27 protein-coding genes are annotated in these 21005 nt (G+C 52.3%); 15 read left to right on the top strand and 12 right to left on the bottom strand.

Annotated elements, in window-relative coordinates; translation table 11 throughout:
• Positions 1–35 precede the first annotated feature (35 nt).
• The gene (locus tag ACYOR7_RS08045) at positions 36–422 is read right to left on the bottom strand and encodes a hypothetical protein (protein ID WP_294804799.1); all 387 of its coding nucleotides are present in this window, start codon (positions 420–422) and stop codon (positions 36–38) included.
• A gap of 169 nt (positions 423–591) precedes the next feature.
• Here ACYOR7_RS08045 and ACYOR7_RS08040 point away from each other — a divergent pair, with 169 nt between their 5' ends.
• Both ACYOR7_RS08040 and ACYOR7_RS08035 read left to right on the top strand, forming a co-directional pair.
• Positions 592–870: a SixA phosphatase family protein gene (locus tag ACYOR7_RS08040; RefSeq protein WP_479913582.1), complete on the top strand. Its 279-nt coding sequence runs from the start codon at positions 592–594 to the stop codon at positions 868–870.
• Between the two features lie 380 nt (positions 871–1250).
• Positions 1251–1790, top strand: coding sequence for a CAP domain-containing protein (locus ACYOR7_RS08035; protein ID WP_294804805.1), 540 nt, complete (start codon positions 1251–1253; stop codon positions 1788–1790).
• 60 nt (positions 1791–1850) lie between these two features.
• Here ACYOR7_RS08035 and ACYOR7_RS08030 read toward each other — a convergent pair whose 3' ends face one another.
• Complete coding sequence (locus ACYOR7_RS08030; protein WP_479913581.1) at positions 1851–2015, bottom strand: hypothetical protein; 165 nt, start codon at positions 2013–2015, stop codon at positions 1851–1853.
• A gap of 195 nt (positions 2016–2210) precedes the next feature.
• Here ACYOR7_RS08030 and ACYOR7_RS08025 point away from each other — a divergent pair, with 195 nt between their 5' ends.
• Positions 2211–2522 carry a hypothetical protein gene (locus ACYOR7_RS08025; RefSeq protein ID WP_479913580.1) on the top strand — a complete coding sequence of 104 codons (312 nt, stop codon included), beginning with the start codon at positions 2211–2213 and terminating at the stop codon, positions 2520–2522.
• Positions 2523–2573: 51 nt separating this feature from the next.
• Here the strand turns inward: ACYOR7_RS08025 and ACYOR7_RS08020 are convergent, their stop codons facing one another.
• From ACYOR7_RS08020 to ACYOR7_RS08010, 3 genes are all read right to left on the bottom strand, one after another.
• The gene (locus tag ACYOR7_RS08020) at positions 2574–2855 is read right to left on the bottom strand and encodes a hypothetical protein (protein ID WP_294804811.1); all 282 of its coding nucleotides are present in this window, start codon (positions 2853–2855) and stop codon (positions 2574–2576) included.
• A 560-nt stretch (positions 2856–3415) separates the two neighbouring features.
• Positions 3416–3613: a hypothetical protein gene (locus ACYOR7_RS08015; RefSeq protein ID WP_294804813.1), complete on the bottom strand. Its 198-nt coding sequence runs from the start codon at positions 3611–3613 to the stop codon at positions 3416–3418.
• 55 nt (positions 3614–3668) lie between these two features.
• Positions 3669–3989 carry an HNH endonuclease family protein gene (locus ACYOR7_RS08010; RefSeq protein ID WP_294804815.1) on the bottom strand — a complete coding sequence of 107 codons (321 nt, stop codon included), beginning with the start codon at positions 3987–3989 and terminating at the stop codon, positions 3669–3671.
• Positions 3990–4086: 97 nt separating this feature from the next.
• Here ACYOR7_RS08010 and ACYOR7_RS08005 point away from each other — a divergent pair, with 97 nt between their 5' ends.
• Positions 4087–4218: a hypothetical protein gene (locus ACYOR7_RS08005; protein ID WP_479913579.1), complete on the top strand. Its 132-nt coding sequence runs from the start codon at positions 4087–4089 to the stop codon at positions 4216–4218.
• A gap of 50 nt (positions 4219–4268) precedes the next feature.
• Here ACYOR7_RS08005 and ACYOR7_RS08000 read toward each other — a convergent pair whose 3' ends face one another.
• Entirely contained in the window at positions 4269–4772 is a 504-nt protein-coding gene (locus tag ACYOR7_RS08000; protein ID WP_479913578.1) for a hypothetical protein, read from the bottom strand.
• 52 nt (positions 4773–4824) lie between these two features.
• On the bottom strand, positions 4825–4959 hold the full coding sequence (locus ACYOR7_RS07995; protein ID WP_294804826.1) for a hypothetical protein: 135 nt from the start codon (positions 4957–4959) through the stop codon (positions 4825–4827).
• A gap of 142 nt (positions 4960–5101) precedes the next feature.
• Between ACYOR7_RS07995 and ACYOR7_RS07990 the strand changes: the two genes are divergently transcribed.
• Together ACYOR7_RS07990 and ACYOR7_RS07985 are read left to right on the top strand one after the other, a co-directional pair.
• Positions 5102–5332 carry a hypothetical protein gene (locus ACYOR7_RS07990; RefSeq protein ID WP_294804828.1) on the top strand — a complete coding sequence of 77 codons (231 nt, stop codon included), beginning with the start codon at positions 5102–5104 and terminating at the stop codon, positions 5330–5332.
• Between the two features lie 195 nt (positions 5333–5527).
• A complete protein-coding gene (locus ACYOR7_RS07985) occupies positions 5528–5977 on the top strand; it encodes an Lrp/AsnC family transcriptional regulator (RefSeq protein WP_366137428.1) in 450 nt (149 codons plus the stop codon).
• A 24-nt stretch (positions 5978–6001) separates the two neighbouring features.
• Here the strand turns inward: ACYOR7_RS07985 and ACYOR7_RS07980 are convergent, their stop codons facing one another.
• Positions 6002–6286, bottom strand: coding sequence for a winged helix-turn-helix transcriptional regulator (locus ACYOR7_RS07980; RefSeq protein WP_294804832.1), 285 nt, complete (start codon positions 6284–6286; stop codon positions 6002–6004).
• 152 nt (positions 6287–6438) lie between these two features.
• Here ACYOR7_RS07980 and ACYOR7_RS07975 point away from each other — a divergent pair, with 152 nt between their 5' ends.
• The 5 genes from ACYOR7_RS07975 (at position 6439) to leuS (ending at position 13001) form a co-directional block, all read left to right on the top strand.
• Entirely contained in the window at positions 6439–6618 is a 180-nt protein-coding gene (locus ACYOR7_RS07975) for a hypothetical protein (protein ID WP_479913577.1), read from the top strand.
• A 103-nt stretch (positions 6619–6721) separates the two neighbouring features.
• Positions 6722–6907 (top strand): hypothetical protein, encoded by a 186-nt coding sequence (locus ACYOR7_RS07970; protein WP_294804836.1) that lies wholly within the window; start codon positions 6722–6724, stop codon positions 6905–6907.
• A gap of 33 nt (positions 6908–6940) precedes the next feature.
• A complete protein-coding gene (gene trxA, locus ACYOR7_RS07965; RefSeq protein ID WP_294804838.1) occupies positions 6941–7288 on the top strand; it encodes a thioredoxin in 348 nt (115 codons plus the stop codon).
• Between the two features lie 81 nt (positions 7289–7369).
• Positions 7370–10099, top strand: coding sequence for an alanine--tRNA ligase (gene alaS, locus ACYOR7_RS07960; RefSeq protein WP_479913576.1), 2730 nt, complete (start codon positions 7370–7372; stop codon positions 10097–10099).
• 10 nt (positions 10100–10109) lie between these two features.
• Positions 10110–13001, top strand: coding sequence for a leucine--tRNA ligase (gene leuS, locus ACYOR7_RS07955; RefSeq protein WP_294804842.1), 2892 nt, complete (start codon positions 10110–10112; stop codon positions 12999–13001).
• 176 nt (positions 13002–13177) lie between these two features.
• Here the strand turns inward: leuS and ACYOR7_RS07950 are convergent, their stop codons facing one another.
• Entirely contained in the window at positions 13178–14104 is a 927-nt protein-coding gene (locus ACYOR7_RS07950) for an NmrA family NAD(P)-binding protein (RefSeq protein WP_294804844.1), read from the bottom strand.
• A 99-nt stretch (positions 14105–14203) separates the two neighbouring features.
• Here ACYOR7_RS07950 and ACYOR7_RS07945 point away from each other — a divergent pair, with 99 nt between their 5' ends.
• The 3 genes from ACYOR7_RS07945 (at position 14204) to ACYOR7_RS07935 (ending at position 16636) form a co-directional block, all read left to right on the top strand.
• Positions 14204–15130 carry an Lrp/AsnC family transcriptional regulator gene (locus ACYOR7_RS07945; RefSeq protein WP_479913575.1) on the top strand — a complete coding sequence of 309 codons (927 nt, stop codon included), beginning with the start codon at positions 14204–14206 and terminating at the stop codon, positions 15128–15130.
• Positions 15131–15294: 164 nt separating this feature from the next.
• On the top strand, positions 15295–16134 hold the full coding sequence (locus tag ACYOR7_RS07940) for a response regulator (protein ID WP_479913574.1): 840 nt from the start codon (positions 15295–15297) through the stop codon (positions 16132–16134).
• Positions 16135–16255: 121 nt separating this feature from the next.
• On the top strand, positions 16256–16636 hold the full coding sequence (locus ACYOR7_RS07935; protein ID WP_479913573.1) for a hypothetical protein: 381 nt from the start codon (positions 16256–16258) through the stop codon (positions 16634–16636).
• Positions 16637–16772: 136 nt separating this feature from the next.
• Here the strand turns inward: ACYOR7_RS07935 and ACYOR7_RS07930 are convergent, their stop codons facing one another.
• Both ACYOR7_RS07930 and ACYOR7_RS07925 read right to left on the bottom strand, forming a co-directional pair.
• Positions 16773–18962, bottom strand: a complete 2190-nt coding sequence (locus tag ACYOR7_RS07930; RefSeq protein ID WP_479913572.1) for an ATP-binding protein — start codon at positions 18960–18962, stop codon at positions 16773–16775.
• Positions 18963–19110: 148 nt separating this feature from the next.
• Positions 19111–19311, bottom strand: a complete 201-nt coding sequence (locus ACYOR7_RS07925; RefSeq protein ID WP_294804854.1) for a hypothetical protein — start codon at positions 19309–19311, stop codon at positions 19111–19113.
• 102 nt (positions 19312–19413) lie between these two features.
• Here ACYOR7_RS07925 and ACYOR7_RS07920 point away from each other — a divergent pair, with 102 nt between their 5' ends.
• On the top strand, positions 19414–20454 hold the full coding sequence (locus ACYOR7_RS07920; RefSeq protein WP_294804856.1) for an NAD(P)/FAD-dependent oxidoreductase: 1041 nt from the start codon (positions 19414–19416) through the stop codon (positions 20452–20454).
• Between the two features lie 136 nt (positions 20455–20590).
• Here the strand turns inward: ACYOR7_RS07920 and ACYOR7_RS07915 are convergent, their stop codons facing one another.
• On the bottom strand, positions 20591–21004 hold the full coding sequence (locus ACYOR7_RS07915; protein ID WP_294804857.1) for a DUF1428 family protein: 414 nt from the start codon (positions 21002–21004) through the stop codon (positions 20591–20593).
• Position 21005 lies beyond the last annotated feature (1 nt).

Raw genomic sequence — 21005 nt, 5'->3', positions numbered from 1 at the left:
TGCCCGGCAACAGCTGCATTGTTGTTGCTGTTGCTTCATTTTTTTGAACAACTGTCTATCGCGTCCATTATTACCTGCGCCCCGCGGGCACCAAAGTTCGCCCTGCAATAGTTCTCGTTTCTCAGTTTCACGTTCAGCTTCCCGGTCATAACAAGGTCAGTCACCCTATTTACTGCGGCAAGATAGTTCATCGAAGACTTCCAGGTAAGTATGATCGTGCATTTGTCGCAGACGCTGCATTTTGCATTGGACGCGTACACGCTGTCGCAAAAGACACACCTGTTGTACACCATAGAGTTGCCGGCCCTCGGGGCGTTTATGCCGAAATGCACAGAGTTGAAACAGTCGATGCACAGACGCTTGTTGCACGTCGAACACGTGTGGTATTCGTCGTTTTTACCGCATACTTCACACAGTGTCAACAATATCACACCCTGCATCAAGACGCAGGGATAAACAAACACAGCAAGTTTTAGGCGAATTGCTCACCAGCTCTTAGATGGTTGTTCTGGTATATTAGGGGCTTGCAATAGCGTCACAGCAGCCCCACGGATAAATTCCAGATAGGCTGCGTCATCATTGTGGCACCTGATGGCAAAAACGCTGCTTTTACTGCGTCATGCCAAGTCGAGCTGGAAGCGTCCCGAGCTTGCCGACTGCGACAGGCTGCTGAACAAGCGCGGAAAACGCGACGCGCTGCGCATGGAAAGGCTGCTGAAAGAAGAAAACCTGATGCCTGATGCCATCCTCAGCTCTACGCTACTCGCGTCCATGACACGGCTTCCGCGGTATCGAAATCCTGCGGCTATGACGTACGGCAGATCACCCGCGTCGAATCGATATACACGTCGGACCCGGAGGAATACCTGAACGTCCTGTGCCGGCTGCCGGATGACCTCAAAGTGGTGCTGGTGGTGGGTCACAACCCGACATGGAAGAATATCTTACGGTTTTGACTGGACAGCCCGGGGAAACGCCAGCCTTGCTCGGCGTAACCGGCGCAGGTCATGCAGTCTAGGGTTTGGAATGCGGCCTGATTTCATCAAATTACCCGCTGAAATATGCAAGGCTCTACTTGACCTTTTGCGTACTAGAATCTAATAGAAAGAGATACGAAAAAAGATCTTATAGTTTTACTAGGTAATCTCTTTCTAGTGAAAGCCATAGTATGGCTGTCTATAGGCATCGTGTCGGCAATGCTCGGCATTGCATTTGCATATAACATGGCATCTCTGGGTTCCTTTTCTGCCATGATGTCTTCTGCGAGCGACGCAAAAAGTGCTAGTGGTGCGCAAACCGAAGAAGTGGCAAAGATAACCACCCAAACTCTGGCGCCTTCTTCCTCTTCTTCTTCCAAGATAGACTTGGCCAAGACGGCCGAGCTTGTTCATCAGAAAATCAACGAGCAGCGCGCCAAATTTGGCCGCGGGGCTCTTGAATGGGATCCTGCCCTCGCCAATATAGCCTTGGGCCATTCGAAGGACATGGCCAACCGGCACTATTTCTCACACGATGATCTCGAAGGGCACAGGTACACGTTCCGGTACAGCAGCGCTGGGTACATATGCAAACAGGGAAGCGGGGAAAACATTTACCGCCTTGGCACCACCCGTACAATAACAGAAGAATATCTTGCAAGCAGGATAGTCGATGCCTGGATGAACAGCTCGGGCCACAGGCAAAACATCCTGTCCAAGTCCTTCCACAACGAAGGGATAGGTGTGGCGTTTGATTCTGTCAGAAACTACTATGTAACGCAGGATTTCTGCGCCCTCCACGTCGTGCGCTGACGCATTACGCGCCTAGCTGGCGCAATGGCGTCTGAAAACCTGTCGTCGCAAATATGCAAGTTACAGGACGATAAAGGTGCCGCGTTTTTTCATGAGCTTTGTCAACCTGTTCACAAAGTCCGTGAGCTCTTCGTCTGTGAGGTTGAAGTTTCTGAAAATGTCAACGCTTATCCCAAAAGAGCGAAGGCGCTCGTACAGAGCCTCGCGGATTGAATCATTCGACACTGCTATTTTTCGCCTTTGCGCTTCCATATTAACGCACGCGCCAAAAAACAATCCTTATCAGATATCGTAACTTCTAGAAGAATCAATGCTGAAAACTTTCTATTACGTGGGACTCTATGCTACTGTACCAAAAAAGATAAATCGGTATCAAGATTTGCTTCTTGTGCGTGAGAGAAGAGGGGACACGGATTTGTTATGGTGAATGCTGAAACTCTGGCAGAGACGATACTTGGCAGCTTGGAAAAGACCTTTGGCCCTGTTGTCTTTCCCGCACTTATGGACATCATAGTGGAGGATTATCTGGGCGAAATGGACGCCCGTACTGCGATAATAAAAAGGCCAGATCTTTTCGAGCGCGCGTTCGTGGGGATGCTTGGGGAACCTGGAAAAAAGATCCTTGCAGACATTTGCGAAGGTCTGTGCATGGAATTTCTCCTCGACAGGAACGCCGCGGGACTGAGGACCGGCGACCTTGCCGACTGTATGGAGATAATCCCAAAATCCTGAGGGCGCATCTCTGATTTCGCGCGTGCACTTGTGTTTTCAAGTTTTACGGTACTATCGGCCGTCCGGGGCAGCCGCCTTGACGTTCTGGAAATAATAATCCAAAAGCACGACTGTAGCTCCTATCTCTTCTGCAGACAGGCTGACAAGCGAACAGTTGTAGTCGGCAAGTATGATACGCCACCCTTCGAGCGTCTCTGCCTTTGTCTGGTTGCCGCGCAGGCTACATACGAGGAACCTCCGGAAAGACACCGTAAACGTGATGCCTCTTCTCTGCTTTTCAACTGCACGCACTTCGAGCAGCTTGTCAATCAGACCGTTAATGTCCCACATCAATTGCCGATAATGGAGATTAATATGATATTAATAACCATATTTAGTACACAGTCTAGACAAATTATCAAGAGTTTACGCCGCTAGTGGGATTACATGTCATATTAGAGCACGTACCTAATGTTTAACTGAAAAAGGGCTCTACTCGCCCTTGCAGGTTTTCGAGCCCGGGTGCGCATGGGAGGAGCTTGCAGGTTTATGCAATTATATACAGAGAAATCCATTATATACAAATTACAAGCAGGCGCGCCTCCGTTATTGAGCAAATCCCTCAAGATAGCTTTCTCATGTGAGACAGAATCACATATAGCTGGATAATGTGCTCACTACATCCAAACCAGAATTCCTGTCTTTGAAATATGGTCAAACGACGACGCTACCGATTATGCCGCCAAGATTTCAGGACAACCTCGCTTTCTTATCAGGACGAGCGTGCGCGCGCAGTACACGCAGCTTATCTATGCAGCGCCCTACACGGAGGAGAACCTTGAAGGATTGGCCTACATCCTTGACAAGATAGTGACTACGACTACAAAGCAACACGGCAAATAGTAGTGGTATATCTATTCTTCTTCGATCCACGTACTTTCGCGCCAGCCGCCACTCCCTCCGCAGTTGGTGCAGAGCACGCTTCCAAAACCGTTGCAGTCGTAGCATTTTTGCCATCCGGGAGAGACCTTGCCCGAGCCACTGCACGCAAAGCACATCTTTCTCCCGCTGTTGCAGAATGTGCACTTTTTCCACACCTGTCTTGCCGGCATATTATCCTCTGCGAGTCCTCCGGTATCACATTTTAAGATAACCTTGCGCAATTTTTTATTTCTTGAAATCTACTGGAACCTTGTCGAGAGCCTTGCGCAGGCCGCCAAGGACTCCTTTTTTCTTGTTCTCGCGCTCTTCTACTGCCTTGTAGCAGTTTGGGCACAGCGCGCGCAGGTTCTGCGGCCTGTTGTCCTTCTTGCCCCCGTTGATGTGCTCAAAGTGCGGCTCGATTGACGGGCCGAACTTTGTGGAGCATTTCTGGCAGCGGTTGCGCGCCCTTTCAAGGACTGTCTGCCTGATGGCCATAGTCAAAGTACCGTACTTTTTGGCGTCAAAAGTCGGGCCGTTGCCGCCCGGCGGTCCAAAGAACGACACGCATTACCTGTGCAGAACCTCAAACTTAACTCTTGCGCTACATGGTTCATCCGCTCGTTTGGGTAAAAATTCAACACATACGGGCAGAAATGCCTCTATGGTGAACAGGCTGGCCACTGCCGGGCTCGTGTTCTTGCCTGCAGCAATACCGCTCGTACAGCGCGACATCAGCGATTACTCTGTTTTTGTTGGGCTGAACTGGCGCGAGCTTGTCGATGAAGCTGCATGATGAATTCTTGGCTTGTGGCAAAAAGGCTTGATAATGATGCTGCGATACTGCTACAGCAGATGAGCGCCCCTTGCGACCGCGTACACGTGGTCCTTCAGGTCGCGCTCGTACAGCGCGCTCATCTTTTCGCGCAGCGCCAGTTTTGCGCTCTGCCTGTCTTCTTCTGCCGGTGCATTCAGGGCCGCTGCAAAGATCTCTGGCAGGTTCTCCTTTATCCAGCCGTCAAGCACTAGGTAGCGGTTCTGGTTTATCCATATCACGCGGTCGGCCGCCTGGTCGACCTCCTGGTTGAACGGCGCAGTCTCGACGCGGTCGATGAGCATAAAGACGCAGTTGTTCGGATCGGGGTTGCCTAGCACCTGCTTTGAGCGGTCGCCGGCTTTACCAGCACTTGCCCTTTCGATGAGTCCCGACGGGCGGATGGCCGTCCCGACAATGTGGACGCGGCTTCCGTTTATCGCCTGCACCCTGCCTATCACTATCTTGCTGTACTGGCCGTCCTTTTGCGCGACAAAGACAAACTCGCCCGGCTTTATTCCGCCCTTTCCAAACATGTGCTTGCAGAAAATCAGTCCTGTAAATTATATAATACTTGCTGTCCCTCGGCTACGCGGCCGCCTTTTTTCTTTCAAGCAGCGACAGCCCCTTAAGCTCCCTCCAGTGCGTGTAAACGAACCACAGCACGAGAGGCACGGCTATTGCGAACGTCGCATACTCGGCGTAGGTGTCCATAAAGTACATGGCACTTTTCTATCTCTGCCTGATTATTTAAGCATAATTATTCTTATATTATAGGATGTTTATCAAAGAATTATGTGTTTGAATAGAGAACAATCATCTATTCTTAAATATCCGTTTGCAGTATGTAATATTGATATAGAGCATGTCTGAGCCAGCGGTACTCAACTGGGAAAGGGTCATGCACAAGAACGTGCGCTCCAAGGACATGGTAGACGTGGGCACCATAATCGCCGACGACGCAGACACCGTGACCATCTACAAGGGTTCAGGCCGGGAATACAAGGTGCCCAAGATGCTCGTCGAAGGGTTCAATGGCGCCGAGGTGTCGCTGAACCTTCTGTACAAGGAGCTCTCTGCTTACAAGATCCAGTGAGAGACCCACTCCTTATTTTTTGCGCACAGGCAAGCTAAAGTTGGCCAGGACGGCGCGAGTTTTTTCAGAAATCCAAAATTGCCAGACCAAGTAATCACATTTTAGCATCGTAATCGGCGCAGAATTACATTTATTAACACAGCCGCCAAAGGTTAGGGAGGTAGAGAGAGTTTGCACAAGTTTGACGAGCTTGACATGAGGATTTTGTCCGAACTCACAAGGGACGCCAGCATTTCTGTACCACGTCTTTCCAAAAAGCTGAACATAAACGCGTCCGTACTGTACAGCAGGATAAAGCGCCTGTCCAAGCGCAGCCTGGTCAAGAAATTCACGGTCGTCGTCAACGAGAGTATGCTCGGCATAAACGTCAAGGCGACAGTCGGCATAAACCGCGACCCCAAGCTGAAGGAGCCCATCCACGGCGAGCTCTTAAAGATCCCGGAGGTGAGATCCGTGTCCGAGGTGACCGGCAGGTTCGACATGATAGTGACGGTCAGCGCGCACACGCTTGAAGAGCTGCACAACGTGGTCATCGAGCGCATCGGCAAGATAGAGGGCATACAGAACACCGAGACCTTTGTCGAGATGCAGCGCACCGAGAAGGAGCCGCTCTACACCGCACAGCAGGCCGGGATATCCCGCTAGCTTGCCACAGCTACTTCCATCTATCTAGGCCATATCCGCAAGCTCTCTTGCCTTTTGCAGCACCTGCCTGCCCTTGTTCGTGGCAGTATAGTGAACAAAGTATCTCTTGTTTGTCTTCAGGCTTATGGTCGTTATCAGGCCGGCGTCCTCAAGGTCCTTGAGCCGCTGCGACCTGGTTCTCTCGTTTGGGCTGTGGCTTTCAAGGTCGGTGAACCGCAACGGCTTTTTGCTCACCGCTTCGAGCATGTCCAGCGCATACGTCTGGGCAAGCATGTACACCAGCCCCCATTTGGGCGAATGCGCCATCATGTAGATGCACCGCCCATGTAATAAAATGAATTTTCGATAGCTATCTACAGGAAACTTTAATATAATAAAGTTGCAATCTGCCAAAGGGTACAAGTGCAAGAAAGCGTCGCTGCAATGGTCCAAAATAGAAAAATTAGAAGGGGAAGAGACAAATGACAGAATTTTCTGATTCAAGCTCACACCGGCAAGAAATGTCGCACTCTGTACCGTGCAACCTGTGCAACGCGCTCCCTGCAGAAGCAGAAAAGGCAAGGACCGCTGACGAGGCCGACTGGGAGCAGCTCATCCAGTTCGTGTTGCGCGGGCACAAAAAAGCGTGCCACAGGGGATAGCGATTTGACGCACGATAAGCAAGTAATCGCAAGACAGGCCGCCTGTTTGTTTAATCTTAATCCGATGTTTTATATAGCGCATGGAGTCATCTTTGCGCATAATATGTCGATGGTCGAGCGCAAGATAGGGGAAATTATCCAGACCCTCCGGCTGACCAAGAAGACTAGCAGAGAAGACTATACCCAGCACTTGCGCCTGGTAGGTCTTGGCCTCGGGGCGGTGGGGGGCATTGCCTTTATTATCAAGCTGGTGTCTGAATTTGTCTCGCTTGGCCTCGGCGGACGCTGATCGTTAAAATACCGTCTTGTACAATGAAATGCCATGGAAACTAGTACCACAAACAACGTCTCGCACGTCAACACAAAGACGTGGGACTCTGAGGTTATCAAGTCAGACCTCCCGGTTTTCGTCGACTTTTGGGCAGAGTGGTGCGGGCCGTGCAGGATGGTCGGCCCCGCGGTGGAGCAGATAGCCAAGGTAATGGCTGGCAAGATCAAAGTCGCCAAGCTCAACGTGGATGAAAGCCAAGAGATCGCGATGAAGTACGGAGTCCAGTCAATCCCCTCGCTTATCCTCTTCAAGGGTGGCAAGGAAATCGGCCGGACCATCGGCGCGATGCCAAAAGAGTCGTATCTAAAGTTCATCGAAAGCACGCTTGCAAAAGCGTGAACGTCTCTTTTTCATTTTCAACGAAAGCATTAATACCGCATAGCCAGCGATAACAGCAAGAATACACGAGAGAACATACACTTGGGCAAGAAAGAACTCGCCGCAATGTTTTCACAAAACCCTGACCGCTATTACAAGGTCGCGCTGTTTGACCAGATGGGGTTCCAGCGCAGGCAGTGCAACCTATGCGGCAAGCATTTCTGGACGCTCATGGACAGACAGTCGTGCCCGGACCACGAAAATTACGGTTTTATTGGCAGGCCGCCGACCGACAAGCGCCTCGACTATGTCGGCGCGTGGAAAGAGACTGAGAAATTCTTTGCAAAAAACGACCACGAGATAGTCAGGCGCTACCCCGTAGTGTGCAGGTGGCGCGACGACCTGTATTTCACGATAGCGTCGATTGTTGATTTCCAGCGCGTCATGAACAACCAGGTGGTGTTTGAATTGCCTGCAAACCCGCTCGTGGTGCCGCAGATGTGCCTCCGTTTCAACGACATTGAAAACGTCGGGCTTTCCGGCCGGCATTACACCGGCTTTTGCATGATAGGCCAGACCTGCAACGCCGACGCCCCGGGCGGTTACTGGAAGGACCGCTGCATAGAGCTCGACTATGGTATGCTCACGCAGGGACTTGGGATAAGGCCGGAAGAGATAACGTTCGTCGAAGACGTGTGGATGGGCGCCGGTGCGTTTGGCTACTCGCTTGAATATTTCGTGCGCGGCCTTGAACTTGGCAACGCCGTCTTTACAGAGTTTGAGGGCGACGAAAACAACTATCGCGTCATGAAAAACAAGATAATAGACATGGGTGCCGGCCTGGAGCGCTTTTCGTGGGTTACGATGGGCACTCCCACCAGCTATGACTGCTGCTTTGGGCCCGTCCTTGGAAAAATGCTGGACATGACGGGGACAGACCGCAACGCAGAGTTTTTGTCAAAGTACTTTGGCGCAGTCGCGTCGAAACTCGAAACGACGGAGGGAAATGTCAAGGAATTAAAAGCAATACTTGCCCGCGAGATGGGCCTTTCGTACGACCAGCTTGCCAAGATGGTCGCTCCGCACGAGGCCGTGTACACGGTCGCAGATCACGTGCGCACGCTGCTCTTTGCCATATCCGACGGCGCGCTCCCGTCAAACGTGGGCGGGGGCTACAACCTGCGCGTTATACTCAGAAGAGCTCTATCAATACTGGAGCGCCTGAACTGGAACAACGTCAAGCTGGAGGATGTCGCCGGCATCCAGATAGACTACCTGAAGCAGATGTATCCAGAGCTTGAGGAGCACCGGGAGGACGTGCGCACAATCCTCGGGCTGGAATCCAGCCGCTATTCCGGCTCGCGCGAGCGCATGAACGGCATAGTGGCGTCGCTAAAGACAAAGAAATCCGGCGAGCTCGAAGTCGCCGACCTCATCAGGCTGTACGAGTCAGACGGGATAACGCCCGACTATCTTGCAGAGCAGGGAGTCATCTCTACTGTGCCTTCCACGTTCTACACGAAACTTGCAGAGCTGCACACTAGCGTCGCCGGCGGCACGGAAAAGGCCAAACCGGTGCGCGGCCTCGAAGGACTGCCTGCCACGGAGCTTCTCTACTACATGGACGAGTCGATACGCGAGTTTGACGCCAAGGTGCTCAAGGTAGTGGATAGCAAATATGCCGTCCTTGACCGAACGGCGTTCTACCCGCGAGGAGGTGGGCAAGAGCCGGACACGGGCGAGATTTCCGGCGCCAAGGTCGTTGAAGTGACAAAGCAGGCAGACATTGTGGTCCACAGGATAGAAGGTGGCAATTTACAGGAAGGGCAGGCCGTGAAAGGCATCGTGGACGGGCGCAGGCGCGACATGGTGACCAAGCACCACACTGCCACACATGTCATCAACTCGTCTGCAAGGAACAACCTAGGCTCTTGGGTATGGCAGAACTCGGCCTTCAAGGAGGAAAACTATGGCCGGCTCGACATCACGCACCATTCCGCGCTTTCAAAGGAGGACGTGCAAAGGATAGAGCAGACTGCAAACATTGCCGTGCGCAAGAATCTGCCGGTGGACATAAAATTCTACGACAGGGGCGACGCCGAGCAGAAATACAGTTTCCGGATTTACCAGGGAGGAGTCGTGCCAACAAGCAACGTGCGCATCGTCAACATCGACAACTGGGACATCGAGGCATGCGGCGGGACGCATGTAAGGCGCACCGGCGAAATCGGGCTGATAAAGATAGTAAAGTCTGAAAGAATCCAGGACGGCGTAGTGCGCCTGGAATTCGTGGCAGGCGAGGCCGCTGTCAATTACATGCAGAACCAGGAAGCGCAGCTATCGACCATAGCACAGGCGCTAGGCTCAAGCAGGGAAAAGGTGTTAGAGTCATTCACAAAGGCGATGGACGACGCCGAGTCCGCCAAGAAAAAGATGCGTATAATGCTCCGCACGGTGGCAGAGACCATGGCAAAGGGCGCATCAGAGCAGGCAAAGAACCTCGGCGATGTCAAATTGTACAGCACGTACGACGAGGAGCTGGACGAGGATTATCACATTGCAGTAGGGGAAAAGGCGATAGAGGTTGACCCGTCGCTCGTGTACGTGGCGCTTGTCGCAAAGGGTGCCGGGATGAGAGTTATCGTGTTTGCAGGCGAAAAGGCGAGCAAGAAAGCAAAGGCAGGCGCGATAGCCAAGCAGGTGTCAGCCAAGCTCGGTGGCTCTGGAGGCGGAGACGACCGCTTTGGGCAGGGCGGTGGCCGGCTGAAGGAAAAGATCAAAGAAGCCCTCCTTTCAGCCGAAGAGATGGTAGCGGCAGCAAAAAAGGCATGATGATTTTATAATGAGCGGAAGCGACTGGCACCAGATCGAGGAAAAATGGATCAAGAGGTGGGATGAGCAAAAGCTCTTCCAGGCAGACCCTGACCCTTCAAGAAAAAAATATTTCGTCACAGTCGCGTACCCCTACCCGAACTCTCCCCAGCACATCGGCCACGGCCGGACGTACACGCTTGCAGACGCGCACGCCCGCTACATGCGCATGAAAGGCTACAACGTGCTCTTTCCGATGGGCTTTCACTACACGGGCACTCCAATCCTTGGCATGTCCCGCAGAGTCGCTGCCGGCGACAAGGACCTGCTTGACACCTTCCACAACGTCTACAAACTGACGGACGACATCATCGCCACGTTTGTCGAGCCGGTGAAGATAGCCAGCTACTTCCACAACGAGATCAAGCAGGGCATGAAGGAGATGGGATATTCAATGGACTGGCGCCGCGAGTTCACCACGATTGACAAGGTATATTCAAAATTCATCTCGTGGCAGTTCCGCACGCTCCGGAAGAAAGGGCTCATCGTGCAGGGATCGCATCCAGTGGGCTGGTGCCCACGCGACCAGAATCCTGTGAGCCAGCACGACACGATGGGCGACGTCGAGCCGGATTTCACCGAATACGTGCTTGTAAAATTTGCGCACGACGACAGCGGGCTGGTAGTACCTGCGGCGACCTTGAGGCCAGAGACGCTGTTTGGCGTCACCAACATGTGGGTCAACCCTGATGTCGAGTACGTCGAGGCCAAGGTAGACGGGGAGCGCTGGGTGGTGAGCAGGGAGGCTGCGCGCAAGCTGGAATTTCTCAACCACGTAGTAGAGATAACTAGGACAATCAAGGGTGGCGAGATGGTCGGCTGGCAGCTGACAAACCCGCTCAACGGCGCCAAGGTGCCGATGTATCCCGCATCGTTCGTAGAGGCTGACAGCGGGACGGGGATAGTGATGTCCGTCCCGGCGCACGCGCCGTACGACTATCAGGCCCTTGCAGACCTGAAAAGCGATACTGCAATTCAGCAGAAATACGGCATAACCGCAGTTGCAGAACCAATAAAGATAATCGAGTCAGAAGGCTATTCTGCTATCCCTGCTGCAGAGGCGATAGCCAAGGCTCCTGCAGGAAGCGACAGGCCGGAAAAGGCTACCAGCGATCTGTACTCGCACGAGTTCTACAAGGGCAGGATGATGGAAAACACTGGCAAGTACGCCGGCAAGCCCGTGTCGGTGGCAAAGGAGGAATTGAAAGCCGAGATAGCTTCCGCCGGCCTGACATCTGTCATGTATGAGCTAACGAACAAGCCGGTGAGGTGCAGGTGCGGGACAGAATGCGTCGTCAAGCTGTTGAGCGACCAGTGGTTCCTCAACTACGGAGACAAAGAGTGGAAGGCACTTGCGCACGAGTGCATCCAAAAGATGGACATCGTGCCACAGGACATCCGCCAAGAGTTCGACTACGTCGTCGACTGGCTGCGCGAAAGGGCGTGTGCACGCAAGTCGGGCCTTGGCACGAAGCTTCCGTGGGACCCGGAATGGATAATCGAAAGTTTGTCTGACTCTGTAATCTATATGGCCTATTACACGATAGCCAAGTATGTCAACGACAGGACGATACCCAACGCCGAGACAATCTCTGACTCGTTCTTTGATTACGTGCTTTTTGGGCAGGGCGACGCAAGCCAAGTCGCCAAAGAATCCGGCGTGCCTGCAATAGAAAAGATACGCGCCGAGTTTCAGTACTTCTATCCAGTCGACTCGCGCCACTCTGGACGCGACCTCGTGCCAAACCATCTCTCGTTTTTCATATTCAACCACGTCGCCATCTTTGAAAGGGACAACTGGCCCCGGCAAATAGTCGTCAATGGCTCGGTGCTCATGGAAGGAAAAAAGATGAGCAAGTCGCTTGGCAACATCATCCCATTGCGCGCGGCTATACGGGAGCATGGGGCCGATACTATACGCCTGGCGATGCTGGTCTCGGCAGAGATACTGCAGGACGCCGACTTTTCCTTCGACACTGCGAGGGGAATAAAGTCTAAACTTGCAGGCGTCTTTGAGATGGCTGAGAGAGTGAAAGGCGCAGGGCATGTGCCGGCAGAGCAGGTGGAAGACCGGTGGCTCGCAAGCAGGCTCGTGCGCACCGCGGCGCAGACTGCCGAGTCTATGGACAGGCTGCGCGTCAGAGAATCCATACACCATATACTCTATACACTGGAGCAAGACTTGCAGTGGTACGACAGGCGCGTGCGCGCAAAGGGCCGGGAAAATTCGCTTGCAGTCGCGTCTGCACTCAAAGAGTACGTCAAGGCGCAGGTCCAGATGCTTGCCCCCTTTGCGCCGTTTACCGCAGAGGAGGTGTGGGAGCGACTCGGAAGCAAAGAGATGATAACCGCCGCAGGCTGGCCGGCGGCCGACGAGAGCAAGACAGACTCTGTGGCAGAAGAATCGGAATTTCTGGTACAGGGTCTCGTCGCCGACATTGCCAACATTGTCAAGGTGACGAAAATCGCACCCAAGAAAATTGTAATCTATACGGGCGCCGGCTGGAAAAGCAATGCCTACAAAATAGTGCTTGAAAACGTCACGGCCGGCAAGACGAACTTTGGCGACATGATGAAGCAGCTTATCGCAAACCCTGACACTTCAAAGATAAAGTCGGACCCTAACCTCGTCAAAAAGATGCAGGACGACATACTCTCGACGCCACTTGAGGCGCGCACCAGGCGCACGGCACTGAAAGGCTTTGACGAGAGCTCTGCCGTCAAGGACGCCGCCGGCCTTTTATCGCACGAGTTCAACGGAGCAGAAGTGCTCGTATACGCCGAAGACGACGCTTCAAAATACGACCCCAAGGCCAAAGCCAAGTTTGCAAGACCATTCAAGCCGGCCGTCTACATGGAATAATGTCGTTCGTGTCGCCGGCCTTCTCTTTTTGCTGCTAAAGAGGAGGCATCGGCAAAGCAAGAGGAAAAGATGACGTGACAGGCAGTCCTAGGTTATGATGGCAGCAGCCGCCGCCATCACTTTTGATTTTCCTTGACTATGTTGGTCTTTGCCACTATGTTATTCTTGATTCTCCTTTACTGGGCCTCGCTATCGTTACTGTTGTTGTTGTAGATGGCCGCGAATTTCTGCGCAAACTGCTCAAATGATGTCGGGGTGGTGTTTTCGCTCGTTCTCTTTTCTGTAAGGATGGCCACCCCTTCATTCATGCGCCGATATAATCCAGTCAGCGTATTTGCTACGTCGAGAGGTATTCCTGCCTGTACCAGAGTTTTTATGTGTTCATCATAAGGAACCTGCACATACCTTACGTTCCTGTTTATCGCCCTGCCGATTATCCTGGTAGCTTCTGCCATGGAAACGTCCCTCTGTCCAAGCAGAGTTTTCGTGGATTTGCCGCTGAAATTCAAACCAAGCAGCAGCCTTGCCGCTTCTGACGCGATATCCTGCGTCGCAATCATTGGAATGCCGATGTCGGGCTTGATAGGGTAAGCGATGACGCCCGCCTTCTTGATGGCATTGATGGATGCAAGGAAATTTTCCATGAACATTGGAGGGCGCAGGTGGACGACATTGATGGCGTCTGGAAGCCTGTTTAACCGCTGCTCCTGCTCGTACATCCTTCTCTGGAACCCCTGTTCGCCTTTGTTGGCCGCCATGCTGCTCAGGTTGACCACGTATGGGACGTGCGCGTCTGCAATGGCACCTGCAAGGGCTTCTCCGACTCTATCAATATAAGAGGTCCGATCCGCTGCCGCCATGTTGGGCGGGATCATTGAATAAACGGCTCGCGCGCCGGTAAAGGCTTTGGTCAGCGCGGATTCGTCCTCGACAGAGGCGACGAATGGCTCTGCCCCCTTGTCCACCAGAGACTTCAGATGATCCGCGTTTCTGCCAATCGCCCTTACCTTCTTGCCTGATGCCAGCAGCTGTTCGGCAACTATTCTGCCGGTGTTGCCTGATGCTCCGACGACGGCGTACGCCGTCCCATTGTTGTTTGCCATGCCGCTGGGTATTGCATTAAAATTAATAAATCCGGGTCAAGTGAAACTGACCAAAACAGAAATCGGGATATAATAATTGCCATTATGTACTGAATTTCATTGGCAAAAGCTCCCACATTTGACAAAACAGACATCAACATAATTCGCATGCTGCTCCGGGATTGCAGGGTGTCGTACAGGAGCATCGGGGCTTCGGTAGGATTGAGCAAAAATGCCGCAAAGACGCGGGTTGACAAGATGGTTTCAACTGGCGTCATCAACGCGTTTGTAATGTCCGTAAACCCCGCAGTCTTTGGGTATCACAAAATCTGCCATCTGATAATCAGAGACAGCAAGACCATGGGAGAAACTTTGAGCCGCCTCCGGCTGCTGGGCGAGCCGGTGACAAAGCTGGACTGCATCGGCGGGATTTCCCTGATCATAGTTGCCATAAGGGAGCGGGAAGAAGAGCGAGTTTCTCTGCTTGCTGACGCGCTAAAACCGGCCATCATCAAGAGCTGCATCGTAGGACGATACCCTCCGGTAAGACAGGAACTGAGAGAAACAGATTTTGCGATACTGAAATGCCTGATGGCCAGCCCGAGGATGGGGATCTCTGAGATAGCCAAAAGAGTCGCAGTCAGCTCCAAGACGGTGAGCAGCAGGCTTGCAAAAATGAAGGAGAACCGGATAATGGACTTTAGAATCTACACCGACCCGACAAAGATGCAAGGATATGTCAGGTTCGGGATGGTCATCCGGCTGGAGGGGAAAAACAGCCAAAAAGCCAGCAGGCAGATACACGAAGAGCTGGAGAAGAACTTTGTCATGGCCTTTCCGATGGTTATCCAGCAGGACGTGGTGACCTGGCAGCTCATCGCCCGGAGCATGTTCGACATCGACCCTGCGCTGAAAAGGATTGAATCGCTGGATGGGGTCAAAGGGGTGGAGGTGTTCATACCTTTCAGGGCCGAAACGTACCAGGACTGGATGCTGAAGGAAATCGACGACAGGATAAAACACGGCAGGAACGATCTCCTAGTTTGACGCAGGAAGAAGCATTGTATACCACTATTTCAGGCTATTGCCAAGCCGCCGGCCGCCATGTGCCAGGCCCGTACAGTGAGACTGCGCATGTGTCATAAAGGCACACATACACACACGCTAATCATAAATGCACATGTCACGTACAATATCATGTGCATTGACAGATGGTCGCGCATAGAGAAGGGGTCTCTGGCTCGTTTTCCTTTGACGTCACAAAGAGGATGCTCGATACGCTGGAGGCAGGTGGGCAGATAAACAAGACCAACCTTGCCCAAAAAACAGGCTTGAACTACAACGTCTGCCTGAGGTACATCAAGATGCTGAAACTGCTTGGATGGATAGAGATGGGCTCCTCCGACAAAGGAGACTGCATTTCCATCACCGAAGTCGGAAGGCAGGTTAGCGCCAAATTGCTAGATGCGTCCACAGATACAACGGTGGCTGTTGCTGTCAGCATGGACAACAAACGCCGGCCAGCCAAAGGAGGCTATCAGGATAAAGAAGAGAAGAAGGAGAAACAACAAAAACAGCAGCCGTCCAGTCGCCCTTTATTGTCGTCATCAAGAGCTGGAAAAATCATCAAGGAGCCTGCCCAGACCGGCCCGGTTAGCGCTACCGCTGGAAACAAGCCTCGCAATATCATGATAGTGGACGACGAACCAGATATAGTACTGACTTATGAGTACTTTTTGACCTCGGAAGGCTACAACGTGGAGGCGTTTTCGGACGCATACAGTGCGCTGCGTGAATTTACCGCAAGGCCCTCTTCCTACTACGACCTCGTAATCCTCGACATAAGGATGCCCGGACTCAATGGGCTCCAGCTATATCAAAGCCTCAAGGCCACGAATCCTTCATGCAAAATCATCTTCATATCCGCCCTTGAAGCGGCAAAGGAGATGGTCAGCATCCTGTCAGGGATCACCATGGGAGACATACTGAAAAAGCCGGTCGATAAAGAGTCCTTCTTGAGAAAAATCAACGAAGTCTTTGGCCAAGAGTAAGCAAAAAAAGTCGTCTTGAGGCAGCAGTTACCTGCACAACAGTTACCTGTTGGTAAGCATCAGCGGATCAGTTACCCGCCGGTGAGCGACGCTTAATTCGTGCAGGCACATAATCCTGTTCGTGGAAAAACCAGATCACTTGGAATTCAGAACCCGCGCAGCCACTCAAGAACTGTCGGAAAAGGCGCTTTCTGCCAAGATGAGAGTCGAATTCACCATACCGACGGACATGTGCGGAGAGGTGATAGAGGCGTTCGATACGATGAACCAGCAGGCCAGCATCTACGAATCAAAAACATGTGGGTGCAAGAAGCAAAAATACACAATCGACATCCAAAGGGGAACAGGACACATGGAAATCAGCAATTCTGATCGAAGAACCGTGGTGTCCATCATTGACTCTGACAAGGCAGAAGGGCTGGTGAACCTCGTAAGGGCAGTGGTAGGCAGAGACGGCTCGACAGTAGTTCTTTCGGAGGTACATGATGTCATGCGCCTCTGATCTGCTTTTTTAAAAAACAATCCAATCTTTGTTTCTTTCCTGACGACACACACATGCACCTCCTCTTTTGCTATCCTTTGCAGCCTTGGCGTACGTACATGCCAGCCAGTCTGGAACGCGCCCAAGAGAATAATTATCAATCCGCGTGTTTGCCTGCGGCAAGAGGCAGGCTGAACGCGAACGTCGCGCCCCTGCCCTCATTGTTGTTCTTGGCCCATATCTTGCCTCCGTGAGCTTCCACGATGCCTTTTGAAATGTACAATCCAAGCCCCGTTCCATTCTCTGACTTGCTGGCAAACTTGGTAAACAATTTCGATACTATCTCGGGGTCTATCCCGGCGCCGGAATCCTTGACTGATATGATGATAAACTGGCCGGCATCGTTTGTCTCTTCCTCAAGCGTTACAAACACCGTTCCTCTCTCAGAGAACTTGACGGCATTGTTCACGAGGTTGTATACTGCCTGGATTATCCTCCCCCTGTCGGCATTTATGAAGATGCTCTTGCCGGGGCACAGGAACAACAGTCTTACCTTGTCAACGTCGATTGACTTTTCCACATCCGCGACGACATCCACTATCACGTCGTTTAGCAGGAACACTTCTTTGTCCAGCCGCAGAGACTTGCTCTCTATCTTTGCAACGTCCAGCAGGCTCTCTGTGAGCCTGTTCAGCCTGTTTGCGTTTCTGTTGATGATTTTAAGCAGCTTGCGGTATTCGCCAGTACCACTGCTGCTACCATCGCTGCCGCCGCTGCTTTCCTTCTGGCACAGGATCTCTGTCAGCCCGATTATCGGCTGGATGGGCGTCCTCAGCTCGTGGGCAGCGATGTTGATGAACTCCTTTTGCATTTCGCTGTATGTTTTCAGCTGCTCGTACAACTGCCTTATCCGCTCGTACAGTTCGGCCTGGTTCCACAGGCTCTCAAATATCGAGGCGTACGACAAGACCGTGGCCTTGCTGTTCGAGTACGTGGCAAGGCCGATTGCTTCAAAAGTGGTCTCTTTTGTGTCGTCCTTCACTTCTACCGCAAGCGAGTATTTTCTATCCACAATCAGGAGCGATATTCTGGTCCGCAGGGGCGGTTCGAGGTTCCTGATCTCAATTTTTTGCTGCAGTTTTCCTCTTAATTTCTCTATCCTATCTCTGATTGCGTCGTCAATCGGCGTCATGACCCTGATCTGCACATCCTGTGCTCTCGTCATTTCTGCCAGCATCCGTATCAATCCGGCGCGCTGTTGGCGCCTGAAAGAGTTTGAAGTCGAGAAAATCCCCAGGATCTCGCTCCTGGCCGAAGAGGCGAGCTCAAACGCCAGATTCTGGATCCTACGAGGGTCGGTTATGGTCTCGATTGATTCCGGCGAGACGCCTTCCTGCAGTTCCCTGATCCTCTGTCCCGCAGGCGTCGCCTTTTCCCACAGGGTTTCAAAGAAATACTGCTGCTGTTCTACAAATTGCGGAATTGTGCTCCTGACAAGTTGCGACGGGGATTGCCCGTTTTTGACGTTTGCGCTGGCTCGGTAATCTCTTCCATCAGCTATTCCAAAATTACCTTTAACGTTATCTAGGTGGCGCAGTTCGACTATTTTCATTAGTTCTTTGCAATCAGAAACATTTTCTTTCGTTATCTCGGTGATGAACCTTAGCAGTATTCCTCTGTTTTTAAGGTCAACAAGCCCTTTCAATATAGGCTCAACCCTGACGAATGCATGCGGTCCGGTATAATCTGTACAATTGTCAAACCTCTTTGTTATGGCAAGAAAACCTCGCAGCGTAATGTCGATTATGCGCTCCGTGCCTGTTATGACTTCTGTCTTTTCCGGCTCTATCCCCTCTTCAATCTCTCTTATCTTGTGTTCTGCCGGCACGGCCTTGCTCCATAAAGTGTCAAAGATGTACTGTCCCTGTTTTACCATTTCCGGGGCATCGCTGTAGATGACCTGCGTCAGGGGCTTGCCTTCCTCCAAGCACGTAGTCGCCATGTACTCGTCTTCGTTAAGTGCTATTCCGCCCTTGACACCGTCAAGGTGGCGCAGTTCATCGACCACCTTCATGAGTTCCTTGCAATCGCGGACATTTTCCTTGGTGATTTCGGTAAAGGCCCTTATCTTTCCGCCTTTTTTCCTGATGTTGATGTACCCGTTCCTGTATGCGTCGACTCCGACGACTATGGACGGCCCCTTGCTGTCAAAACAGATGTCCATGTGCTTTTTCACGTTCGACATGAACCTGACTCCCCTGCCTACTGCGTTCTCGACGCCGTAGAGAACCTCTGTTTTCTCTTTCTCTTCTTCTTCTCTCTTGTGGTCAGGTGCTAGCTGACTCATAAAACTATGCTACTATATAGCGCAGGAAATAATAAAAGAATGTGGTTGCTTGGAATATAGTTCCTTATCTTACTCTCGCTTCTATGATTATCTTGTACTAGTTCGTTAAATCCCCAAGAGACCTGCCGTCTCTTTTTTTTCAGTCTCGCTAGCTCCTTCTTACCCTTCTCTTTGCCCTTATCGATGAGCCCATGTACAACACAAAGCCGCCGGCGACCATACCCAGCCCGTACAGCGAGACTGCGCCCCTGTCGTAGTACGTCCCAAGGCCAACTATCAGGCCGCCGACTACAAGCAGGGCTATTCCGACCCGGGCGGCGCCGGGCATCTGGATTTTCGGCTTTGACAATACGCCCCTATTTCTGCAGAGCCGTTAGATAATCCATTTGGTGGTGTACATGTCCTCTCTCCCTCTCACTCTCTCCTCTTCTGCCAATGTTTTTATTGCTACTTGGCCAACAGGCACACGAGGATGAAGGTCGCAGTCGTGGGCATCGGCGTGGCCGGCGCGTACCTCGTGAACCGGCTTTCCGACATGCGCGACGTGCACGTGACAGGCTTTGAGCGTATGCCGGAGCAACAGCACGACGCCGTGTGCGCGTGGGCGACATGCGAAAACGTCATGTCCGGCCTTGCGAAAAACTGCGGCCTGGATTTCGACAACTATGTCCTCCATCAGGGCAGGAGCATGAAGGTCGACCTGAAATCCGATTATGTCGATTTGAAATTAAAGGGGATGGTCAGCTACGACAAGTTAAAGCTCATCCAGGATATGATAAAAGGGACTGACATCAAGTTCGGCAGGGCGCCCCGGAAGGAGGAGCTGGAACCGGATTTCGACGTAATCATCGACGCGACAGGCTTTCACCGCAACTACCTGCCACGTCTAGAGAACGAGCTGTGGATACCCTGCGTCCAGTACAAGGTGCGCTACACGCCGGGGCGAGAGCCGTTTGACGACTTTTACCTGAAGGCGTTTCCGTCGATGACTGGCTATTTCTGGTATTTCCCGCTTGGAAACGGCTACGCGCACATTGGCGCCGGCGACTTTGCCAAGGCGCACAACCCGCTCGTGGAAGAGTTTTTGAAAAAGCACGAGTGCGAGGTAATAAAAAAGGTGGGCAGGCCGGTGCGCATCAGCCCGCCTGCAAACTGCGAGCCGTTCACCGACGGCAGGAAAACGGTCGGAGTCGGCGAGTCAATAGGGACGGTGTTTGCGCTCCTCGGCGAGGGCATCATCCCGTCTACCTGGTGCGCCGACCTGTTCGTACAGAATATGCACGACCCAAAGGCGTACCGCGACGCGGTGATGAAAAAGTTCGAGATATATTCGCTCATCTTCAAGTTCGTGCAGCTAAAGATACAGGGCAAGTTCAGCATGATAAGGCACGGCCCGGACATGCTAAAGATCTACCGGCACATGAAGGGCGAGGAAGACCGGTACGGCATGGCAGTCAGGATGGCCGACATGCTCAAGGTCTCGCAGGTCTAAAAGCACCTTTATTCAGCGCTCTTTTTTCACGTTTCGCAGCTAGACAAAGACTGGCACGGAAAAGCAAACGCAGCGACTGCGACGCTGATCATGATGACAGTCGCGTGCAGGTTCTGTGCATGAATGCCTGCCGCGCCTAAGCCCTGAGGCGGTCAAACCCGCCTGTGACAAGGCTCTTTCCCTGCGTGATGAGGCCAAAGAACTCGCTTCCGAGCTGCTCTATGCTCTTGTCCTGCATCATCACCGCGTAGACTTGCTCGCGGTGCTTGAAATCCCTAAAGTGCTGCAGCTCCGCCCAGATGTCCTCGTCTTTAGAGGCCGAGAGCGTCTCTGCGAGACCTTCCATGCCTTCCATGGGCTTGTAGTAATCGCCAAGGCGATAGTATTCCAGTCCAACTCCTTGGTTCTTGAACCACGGCCTGAACTTGTTCAGGTTTTCTTCGATGGCGGCGCGGTTCTTTTTCGGCACCCTGTAAAAAAAGACTTCGAGGTGGCTTTCTGTTTCTTGCATTGCAGATTTTGCGTCGTTCATGGCTGTATTTTCGTGCATG

The organism is Candidatus Nitrososphaera sp. 86-2 (genome assembly GCF_056726185.1).
The sequence above is the reverse complement of the archived record's forward strand: the minus strand, read 5'-3'. Positions and strand labels throughout refer to the sequence as shown.

What these genes read in the sequence shown, in the direction of transcription:
- ACYOR7_RS07995 (WP_294804826.1), bottom strand. Translation starts at nt 4,959, where the DNA reads ATGTACTTTATGGACACCTACGCCGAGTATGCGACGTTCGCAATAGCC.
- ACYOR7_RS07990 (WP_294804828.1), top strand. Translation starts at nt 5,102, where the DNA reads ATGTCTGAGCCAGCGGTACTCAACTGGGAAAGGGTCATGCACAAGAAC.
- ACYOR7_RS08040 (WP_479913582.1), top strand. Translation starts at nt 592, where the DNA reads ATGGCAAAAACGCTGCTTTTACTGCGTCATGCCAAGTCGAGCTGGAAG.
- ACYOR7_RS07940 (WP_479913574.1), top strand. Translation starts at nt 15,295, where the DNA reads ATGGTCGCGCATAGAGAAGGGGTCTCTGGCTCGTTTTCCTTTGACGTC.
- ACYOR7_RS08015 (WP_294804813.1), bottom strand. Translation starts at nt 3,613, where the DNA reads ATGCCGGCAAGACAGGTGTGGAAAAAGTGCACATTCTGCAACAGCGGG.
- ACYOR7_RS07975 (WP_479913577.1), top strand. Translation starts at nt 6,439, where the DNA reads ATGACAGAATTTTCTGATTCAAGCTCACACCGGCAAGAAATGTCGCAC.
- ACYOR7_RS07950 (WP_294804844.1), bottom strand. Translation starts at nt 14,104, where the DNA reads ATGGCAAACAACAATGGGACGGCGTACGCCGTCGTCGGAGCATCAGGC.
- ACYOR7_RS07985 (WP_366137428.1), top strand. Translation starts at nt 5,528, where the DNA reads ATGAGGATTTTGTCCGAACTCACAAGGGACGCCAGCATTTCTGTACCA.
- ACYOR7_RS07915 (WP_294804857.1), bottom strand. Translation starts at nt 21,004, where the DNA reads ATGCACGAAAATACAGCCATGAACGACGCAAAATCTGCAATGCAAGAA.
- ACYOR7_RS07980 (WP_294804832.1), bottom strand. Translation starts at nt 6,286, where the DNA reads ATGATGGCGCATTCGCCCAAATGGGGGCTGGTGTACATGCTTGCCCAG.
- leuS (WP_294804842.1), top strand. Translation starts at nt 10,110, where the DNA reads ATGAGCGGAAGCGACTGGCACCAGATCGAGGAAAAATGGATCAAGAGG.
- trxA (WP_294804838.1), top strand. Translation starts at nt 6,941, where the DNA reads ATGGAAACTAGTACCACAAACAACGTCTCGCACGTCAACACAAAGACG.
- ACYOR7_RS08025 (WP_479913580.1), top strand. Translation starts at nt 2,211, where the DNA reads ATGGTGAATGCTGAAACTCTGGCAGAGACGATACTTGGCAGCTTGGAA.
- ACYOR7_RS07970 (WP_294804836.1), top strand. Translation starts at nt 6,722, where the DNA reads ATGTCGATGGTCGAGCGCAAGATAGGGGAAATTATCCAGACCCTCCGG.
- ACYOR7_RS08035 (WP_294804805.1), top strand. Translation starts at nt 1,251, where the DNA reads ATGATGTCTTCTGCGAGCGACGCAAAAAGTGCTAGTGGTGCGCAAACC.
- ACYOR7_RS08005 (WP_479913579.1), top strand. Translation starts at nt 4,087, where the DNA reads ATGGTGAACAGGCTGGCCACTGCCGGGCTCGTGTTCTTGCCTGCAGCA.
- ACYOR7_RS08000 (WP_479913578.1), bottom strand. Translation starts at nt 4,772, where the DNA reads ATGTTTGGAAAGGGCGGAATAAAGCCGGGCGAGTTTGTCTTTGTCGCG.
- ACYOR7_RS07930 (WP_479913572.1), bottom strand. Translation starts at nt 18,962, where the DNA reads ATGAGTCAGCTAGCACCTGACCACAAGAGAGAAGAAGAAGAGAAAGAG.